A 6,812-nucleotide genomic window follows, 5' to 3' on the forward strand; every position below is an offset into this window, starting at 1 on the left:
GTCCGCTACCGCGCGCTACCGATACGCGGTATCCGTGCCCGTTGTGGCTGGTGGCATGGGAAAGCCCCCACCGGATGGGGGGCGTAGTTTGCCGACAACGACCCTGTGCCTGCGTGGGGGCTTTGAGACCTCACGGGATGATGCTCATGCCCGCCAGATGCGGCGATTGTAGACCGGGACGTTGCCATCGGGGAGAGGTGCAGCGGGATCCGTGTGATCGGGCTGGCGGGGCGGGTTGCGGGTGGCCGGCCGCCGTGGGCCGGAGCGGGGCGCCTGGAGGGCTGCGAACCTGCGCAGGTGCTCGCCCGGCCGGGCGACCGGCCATCCCGCGTGGGGGGTCGGCGTGATCCATCCCAGTAGGTGCAGGCAGGCGCGGGGAGGGGTTTCACCGGATGCTCACACGGTCGGTGGGCACGAAACCCCGACACCTCTGGCCAAAGGTGACCGAATCTGATCGGGCACGAGAACGGCCCCGCGTCCGGGAAGGCACGGGGCCGTTGCGGGGTCAGGCGCTGACGCTCTGGTCCTCGTGCTTCTTCAGCAGGGCGAGCATCTTGCGGAACTCGTCCAACGGCATCTTGCGGATCAGATGGTGCGCCGCGGAGACCCCGTCGTCGTACGGGAACCGCTTGGGCTGGCCCGTCTCCGGATGCTCTGCGGTCTGCTGCTCCGGAACTGCCGGAGGCGCGTGCGTGACAACGCCGGCATGGGGTGCCGCCTCGGGGCCAGCATGGGGTGCCGCCTCGGGTCCCGTGACGGCCCTGCGTTCCGGAGAACTGACCGGGGTGCGGACCGTGACAGACGCCTTCGGCTGCTTCTCATCCTGTACCTGGGGAGGTTTCGGCAGCTTAGCCTTCGCAACTCGGGGAGGCTTCGGTTGTGGCGGCAGTTCTTGGTCTGCCTTCCACGTGGCGTACTGCTCTTCGGGCGGCAGGGCTGCGTACCGGCGCATTTCGCGGAAGGCGGTGAGCTTGCCGTCGAAGACGAGTTGCACCATCTCGTCGGTCAGTCGCAGCAGCCCGATCCGCTGGTTGAACCAGCCCTTGGACTTCCCCATCGCGCGGGCCGCCGCAGCTTGGTTGCCGTCGTGGAGTTCGAGCATGGCCCGCAGGCCGTCGGCTTCCTCGATCGGGTTGAAGTTGGCGCGCTGAACGTTCTCAGAGAGCACCGCGGCGAGGAACCGCACGCGGGACTCGGTGAGGTCATGGCGGACCATGAGGTCGAGGCTGTCTAGGCCGACCTTCACGGCTGCCCGCCAACGCCGTTCGCCGGCGGCCATGACGTACCGGCAGCTGTCTGGGAGCTGTTCGGCGTGCTCCGGGTACAGCTTCAGGTAGGCAGCCTTCGCGACGGCCACACAGGGCTGAAGCTGTCCGGACCGCATGTCTTCGCCGAGTTCCGCCAGTTCGGTCTCGTCGAAGGCCCGCCGCGGGTTCAGCGGGGTGGGGGCCACGGCGTTCGGCGGGACGTGGATGAGGTCGGGCCGGCTGGCGCCGGGCACGGCTTCGACCTTGGCTTGGGCGAGGGAGGCGAGTGAGACGCGCTTGCCGGCCATCAGCGGCGTCCTCCGTAGCCGCGCTCGAGGGCCAGGCGCAGGTAGTCCTGCCGGGCGCGCAGCGTGGTGCCGTTGTCGGCGTACTGGGTGACGACCTTGCCTTCGGCCGCCGCCCTGGTGTGGATCTTGTAGCGGCGGATGACGGTCTTCGCGCGGGGCCAGCCCTTGGCGTCGATGTAGGCGATGGTGTCGTCGAGGTCGGCGCGTCCGTCGCGCGGGTCCCAGGCGTTGATGACGACCGTGTACGGGAGGCTCCGGGGGACGATGACGCGTTCGATGGTGCGGGCGGTGGGGTCGAAGGCCAGCGGCTCGGGCGGCATGGGGACGAGGACATCGTCGGCAATGTCGAGGGCGGCGGCGAGGATGTGCTCGTTCTCGAGGCTGCCGGGGGTGTCGATGAAGATGTGCTGTCGTTCGTCGTTGTCACCGAGGACGTCATGGGCGACGGCTGCAAGGTTGACGGTGGTGGTGGTCTTCCCGACGCCGCCCTTCTGATTGGCGATGACGTGGATCTGCGCGCCCAGGTTCTTCAGGTCGGCGAGGCTGTCGGGGTCTTCGTGGGCGGTGGCGAAGTCGAAGGGCAGGTTGTCGCCGACGCGGTCGGCCCACCAGATCGTGGATCCTTGGGGGTCGGTGGACACGACGAGAACTGAGGAAAGCATGGTGCTCCGTTTCCGTATGCTTCCCGGCGGGTGCCGGTACTCGGACGGGGCATAGCTTCTCAGATCGGTGACGTGGGCTCGGTGATTGGGCGGGTGTCTCACCTTGAAGGGCGTATACCGCGGTATACGCTCCCCGTCTTCCGGCCGTCGCTCCCGCGCGTGACGCGGTCACGGACACCTCTAGGCGTATACCGCGGTATACGCGGCAGGCCTCGAGCTGGACTATCACGCCGTGATAGCTGCTGACGCCTCCTCGTCTTCCTCGTCCGCGGTGTAGGGCTGCCCGTCTGTGTAGACCGGCTCGCGGAACAGGTCCTCGTGTTGGATCGGCGGCCGCGGGTACGTCGGCTTCGGCGGTATGGCGGTGGCCATCAGATCCTCCCGACGGGAGCCGGCGCCGGGGCCGGGCCGGCGGTCGGCAGGGGCGTCAGGGTGGTGGGGCAGATACGGCCGCGCATCCAGTCGTCGAGCCAGGCACGTTCCTGGGCGTCCTCGGCGGCATGCCAGGCGGCGCTGTGTGTGGTGGTGGGCTGGGGCATGGGCGGCTCCGTTCGTGCGGTGCTGATCGCGACCACCCTGCCCCAGGGTCCGCAGTTCGTTCCCCCCGGCTCAAGATCAGTTGATCCGCGTCTGAACCCACTCTGCGTCGGAGTCGGCGACGTGCGCGCCGGCGGCTCGCTCGACGTACAGGCGGATTGGCTGTCCGTCGCCGTCGCGCTCGGGCCCGACGCGTACGTGCCAGGGCTGGGAGCCGACGTCGGCGGGGGTGTGGCCGTCGGGGCAGTGCGGGCAGTCCCTGGCGATCAAACTCCGCATCCCGCTGGGTTCCGGGTCGTCCCAAATGATGACGGTGTGGCCGCCGTGTCCGTGGACGTGCTCGGCGTCGGCGAGGGAGTCCCAGAAGACGGTGGAGGGGCGTTCGCCGCGCCAGCGGACGGAGGCGGTGCCGTCGGGCCAGAGGACGCCGTCGGCGACTCGGCCGGTGCCGGAAGCGCCGGTGATGTCGCGGTGGCGCTGGAGGTGGAAGCGACGGGGCTGGGTCATCGGTGGTCTCCTGTCGGGAGCAGGTCGAGGGTTCCGGTGCACTTCCTGTGGGCCAGGCGGCGGCTGTAGGGCTGCTCGCACTTGAAGCAGCCGGGGCCTTCGAGGGTGAGGAGGTTTTCGTGGTCGAGGAGTTCAGGACCGGGTTCCTCGCCTCGGTTGAGGCGGCGGATCATGTCGTCGCTGACGCGGTGCATGGTGAGGATGGTCCAGAGGTGTTCTCCGGGGCCGGGGTCAGCAAATTGGGCACCGATCTTGCTCTCGGGTACGGGAACTTGCGTCATGGGCTGCTCCTGATGGGGGCGGGGAATCAGGGTCTCGCAGTTCGGGCGATGCGTTCCCCGGCTCAGTCGGTGGTGATGCGGTGAACGGGGATGCCCGCGATCTGGGCGCGGCGGATACAGTCGGCGGTGCCGGTGGAGCCAGCCACCTGGGCGGCGACGAACAACGCGGGGCGTTCGTCGACCATCTGCTGGTTGCGGCGGTGCCCGGCGAGGGGGCAGTACTCGAGGCCTCGCCGGTTGCGGCGCCGGTGCCCTGGCTGGCATTCGGGGCCGCAGGGGCCGGTCCAGTCGGCGGGGCGTTCGCGGACGAGGAGGCCGTTGCGACGGGCCCACTGGCCGCCGATGGTGTCGGCGCCTTCGGCGCAGCCGTGCATCAGCTCGATGCTGGTGTAGCCGTCCTGGAGGGCGTCGTGCCAGACCTGGAGGAGGGTGTCCTCGAGGAGCCGCGGGTCGGGCCAGCGGCGGGAGCCGGTGAGTCCGATGAGGGCGAGCGGGGTGTTCATGGCGGGTTCAGGCGACGTCGAAGGCGCGGCGCGGTTCAAGCCCGGCGGCTTCCCGCCGCTTGCGGTCGCGTGCTGCCCTCTCCGAGGCCTCCATGCTGCCGGGTGGCGGGCCGGCCTTGCGGCGGGCTTCTTCCTCTGCCCAGTAGGCGTCGCGGTGCTCGGACTCGGGCTGTCGCTTGGCGCGGAGGGCGGTTTCGTGGGCGGCGATGGCTTCGCGGACGTAGGGGTTGGTGGGCTGCCGGTCGGGCTTGTGGGCGAGCACCAGGGCGAGGGCTTCGCGGTAGCCGGGGCTGGCGGTGTCGCGGGTCTTCACCGGGCCTGTCAGTTCTTCCCGGGGCGCGGTGGCCGACCGTGGAATGGCGGTGTTGAGGTTGCCGACTGGGAGGACGCGGATCGACCGGACGACGGGCTTGCCGAGCTTGTCGTTGATCTGTTTGGCGAGCTGTCCGCCGAGGAGTCGGAGTTGGGCGGCGTAGGCGTGGGTGGCGGGGCGCAGGTCGAGGCGGCCACGCTGTTCGTCATAGGCGACGGGTTCGACGCAGCCCGTGTACTGAGGGCAGAGGGTGGGCCACTGGTCGAGGATGTTGCCGCCGGCGATGCCTGCTTCGAGGGGGAGGTCGGCGCCGAGGTTGGTGATGGCGGCGGCGAGGGTGATGGGGTCGCGGCCGTCGCCGCGGCGGGTGGCGCGCTTGGTCTTGGTGCGGGCCGGGCTGGGGGCGGGGCTGGTCTTGGCGGCGGCGCGGGCGTTGGCGAGGGCAAGCCGGGCGAGGTCGGCTCCGACCATCTGCGGGGTGTCGGTCATGGCTGGCTCCCGTTGACCGCGCGAGCCACGTTCAGGGCGTGAAGGAGCGCGCGTCCCTCAGCTTTGGTCTCCAAGCGGTAGGCCTCAACGTCCAGCCACTCCGCTACGGGGTTGGCCAGGTCAGCGAGGTGACCCGTAAGTTCCGGGGCGGCCTCGCGCAATGTCCGGGCGGCTGCACGCAGGTTCTCGGCAGGTGTGGGCATGAAGGGTCTCCTCAGAAGGCGGGGGCGAGTTCGGCGCGGCGGCGGGCGGCGAGGGCCTGGTCGACGAGCCAGCCGGTGAACAGGCGGCGGGCCTCCCGCTCGGGCATGCCGGTGTCGAGCGCGGCCCAGATCACGGCGGGGTCGGCGGCGGCCTCGGCGCGCATGGTCTTCACCAGGTCGCGGTCCAGGCTTTCGAGGGCGACCGGCTCGGGCGCGGTGTCCACCGGGATCTCGAAGCAGTCGGCTTCGTCGACCGGGCCGTGGGCGATCTGCTTGGTGCGGCGGAACGCCTCGGTGACCAGGGCGCGGACGCTGACCCGGGACGCCGTCCGGTCCGCGGTGGCCAGCTGGTCGTAGCCGGTGTGGCGGGCCTGCTCGGCAGCGCGGGAGTCCTGCCACGCCTGGACCATGGTCTTGCGGCGGGCAGGGGTGTTGTACAGCTGGTGGCAGCCGCCGAGCCGCCAGGCGAGCAGCCCGGACGGGCGCCGGGCAGCGTTCGCGCTGATGGGCTCCTGCTCGGCGGCGGCCTGGACCTCGAGGGCCGTCCAGCCGGCGTCCGCGCAGTGTCGGACGATCCACGCGATCCGTGCCCGGGAGGCGCCCTTCAACCAGGGCACCATCGCGATGAGTTCACCGGCGAGCTGGTAGCGGCGGCCGACCCGGTTGAGCTTCCGCGGCCCGCGGTTGGACGACTTGGGGGTGGGGGATTTGCCTTCCCCGCTTGCGAGCTTTGCCTCAGAGGGAGAGTGAGTACCAGCAGCAGGAGAAACAGTTGAGGTACCACCCTGCATTGGGGTGCAACGCTCCGGTCGCGAAGAAGAGGTGCGGGGCGGGCGGCGGCGGGTCTTCCGGGCAGCCTTCCGGGCCAGCTTCCCGAGCAGGCCACGGTGCTCTTCGGCGGCGCCGACGGGACGGCGCGTTGCACCCTCGCCGACGGTGCGGATCCCGAGGGCCTGGTCGAACTCGGCGGGGATGGTCCGCTCGAAGACGGAGGCGCGGCCGCCGACACCGGAGATGCGGGTGCCCTTGCTGCGGTACACGAGCAGCCCGGTTTCCCGCAGCATCGCCAGGTGGTACTTCACCGTGCGCGGCGACACCTTCAGCTTGCGGGCGAGGTAGGCGACGGACGGCCGGCACTCCTTCAGCGCGGCGATCTCCTGCGCGATGGCGATAGTGGTGGGGCCCCACTTCGGGCTGTGGCTGCTGCTGGGGGCGTACAGGCCACGACGGGCGCAGTCGGTGACCCAGTGGACGGCGGTCATCCAGGAGTGCGCGCAGGTGGCGATGCGGCCGGTCGTGGCGTGCAGCCACTGGCTAGCTGCGGTCACCAGGAGGCGCGCGCCACGACCGTGACCTGCACTGTAATCGATCGGGTGTTCGAACACTAGGAAGGCGCGGTCCAAGCGGACGTCGATGGAGGCGGGCTGAAGCATCGCCTCATCGAACGGTTCGATGCCGAGCCGGCCGCCGGATATCGCGGCGAGGAGGTCTTGATCGGAGAGGAGCACGTCAGGAGCCTACGGCCGAGCCGACGGACCCTTCCCACCGCGGGCCCGCCACTCCTCCAGGTACCGGGTACAGAGCACGCAAAGCGGGTTCCCGCCCGGCCCGTACCGGTGCGTCGGATGCTGACAGCCCTGGCACGGTCCTACGTAGGCGGGCGCGCACTCGGGGGCTGGCGGGGCAGGTCTCTCACTGCTGGTCGTGCTCACGTTCGACATCGTACGTCCGCGCGCGGGGAACCTCCGCGCCCGGCGCCGCG

Annotated in this window: 9 protein-coding genes; all 9 read right to left on the minus strand. The window is 70.4% G+C overall.

What is annotated here, in order from left to right:
* Positions 1-505: 505 nt before the first annotated feature.
* Positions 506-1,555: a ParB/RepB/Spo0J family partition protein gene (locus CCN42_RS00465; protein WP_086732540.1), complete on the minus strand. Its 1,050-nt coding sequence runs from the start codon at positions 1,553-1,555 to the stop codon at positions 506-508.
* Positions 1,555-2,217 carry a ParA family protein gene (locus tag CCN42_RS00470; RefSeq protein WP_086732541.1) on the minus strand — a complete coding sequence of 221 codons (663 nt, stop codon included), beginning with the start codon at positions 2,215-2,217 and terminating at the stop codon, positions 1,555-1,557. Before CCN42_RS00470 ends, CCN42_RS00465 begins: the two co-directional genes overlap by 1 nt.
* Before the next feature lie 225 nt (positions 2,218-2,442).
* Complete coding sequence (locus tag CCN42_RS42385) at positions 2,443-2,589, minus strand: hypothetical protein (RefSeq protein WP_158100855.1); 147 nt, start codon at positions 2,587-2,589, stop codon at positions 2,443-2,445.
* Positions 2,589-2,756 carry a hypothetical protein gene (locus CCN42_RS42390; RefSeq protein ID WP_158100854.1) on the minus strand — a complete coding sequence of 56 codons (168 nt, stop codon included), beginning with the start codon at positions 2,754-2,756 and terminating at the stop codon, positions 2,589-2,591. The genes CCN42_RS42385 and CCN42_RS42390 overlap by 1 nt, the downstream gene beginning before the upstream one ends.
* Positions 2,757-2,832: 76 nt before the next feature.
* The gene (locus tag CCN42_RS45565) at positions 2,833-3,261 is read right to left on the minus strand and encodes a hypothetical protein (protein WP_281259462.1); all 429 of its coding nucleotides are present in this window, start codon (positions 3,259-3,261) and stop codon (positions 2,833-2,835) included.
* Positions 3,258-3,542 carry a hypothetical protein gene (locus CCN42_RS41970; RefSeq protein ID WP_143661810.1) on the minus strand — a complete coding sequence of 95 codons (285 nt, stop codon included), beginning with the start codon at positions 3,540-3,542 and terminating at the stop codon, positions 3,258-3,260. Before CCN42_RS41970 ends, CCN42_RS45565 begins: the two co-directional genes overlap by 4 nt.
* 62 nt (positions 3,543-3,604) lie before the next feature.
* On the minus strand, positions 3,605-4,045 hold the full coding sequence (locus tag CCN42_RS00485; RefSeq protein ID WP_086732543.1) for an SLOG family protein: 441 nt from the start codon (positions 4,043-4,045) through the stop codon (positions 3,605-3,607).
* Between the two features lie 7 nt (positions 4,046-4,052).
* Positions 4,053-4,847, minus strand: a complete 795-nt coding sequence (locus tag CCN42_RS00490) for a DciA family protein (protein WP_086732544.1) — start codon at positions 4,845-4,847, stop codon at positions 4,053-4,055.
* Positions 4,848-5,061: 214 nt separating this feature from the next.
* Positions 5,062-6,558: a dCTP deaminase domain-containing protein gene (locus CCN42_RS46000; protein ID WP_211294605.1), complete on the minus strand. Its 1,497-nt coding sequence runs from the start codon at positions 6,556-6,558 to the stop codon at positions 5,062-5,064.
* Positions 6,559-6,812 lie beyond the last annotated feature (254 nt).

Origin of the sequence: Streptomyces glaucescens (assembly GCF_002154375.1) — a bacterium.
Taxonomy (GTDB): Bacteria; Actinomycetota; Actinomycetes; order Streptomycetales; family Streptomycetaceae; genus Streptomyces; species Streptomyces glaucescens.

Coding starts and splice junctions, on each gene's coding strand:
- CCN42_RS45565 (WP_281259462.1), bottom strand. CDS start 3,261: ATGACCCAGCCCCGTCGCTTCCACCTCCAGCGCCACCGCGACATCACC.
- CCN42_RS41970 (WP_143661810.1), bottom strand. CDS start 3,542: ATGACGCAAGTTCCCGTACCCGAGAGCAAGATCGGTGCCCAATTTGCT.
- CCN42_RS00485 (WP_086732543.1), bottom strand. CDS start 4,045: ATGAACACCCCGCTCGCCCTCATCGGACTCACCGGCTCCCGCCGCTGG.
- CCN42_RS00490 (WP_086732544.1), bottom strand. CDS start 4,847: ATGACCGACACCCCGCAGATGGTCGGAGCCGACCTCGCCCGGCTTGCC.
- CCN42_RS00470 (WP_086732541.1), bottom strand. CDS start 2,217: ATGCTTTCCTCAGTTCTCGTCGTGTCCACCGACCCCCAAGGATCCACG.
- CCN42_RS42390 (WP_158100854.1), bottom strand. CDS start 2,756: ATGCCCCAGCCCACCACCACACACAGCGCCGCCTGGCATGCCGCCGAG.
- CCN42_RS42385 (WP_158100855.1), bottom strand. CDS start 2,589: ATGGCCACCGCCATACCGCCGAAGCCGACGTACCCGCGGCCGCCGATC.
- CCN42_RS00465 (WP_086732540.1), bottom strand. CDS start 1,555: ATGGCCGGCAAGCGCGTCTCACTCGCCTCCCTCGCCCAAGCCAAGGTC.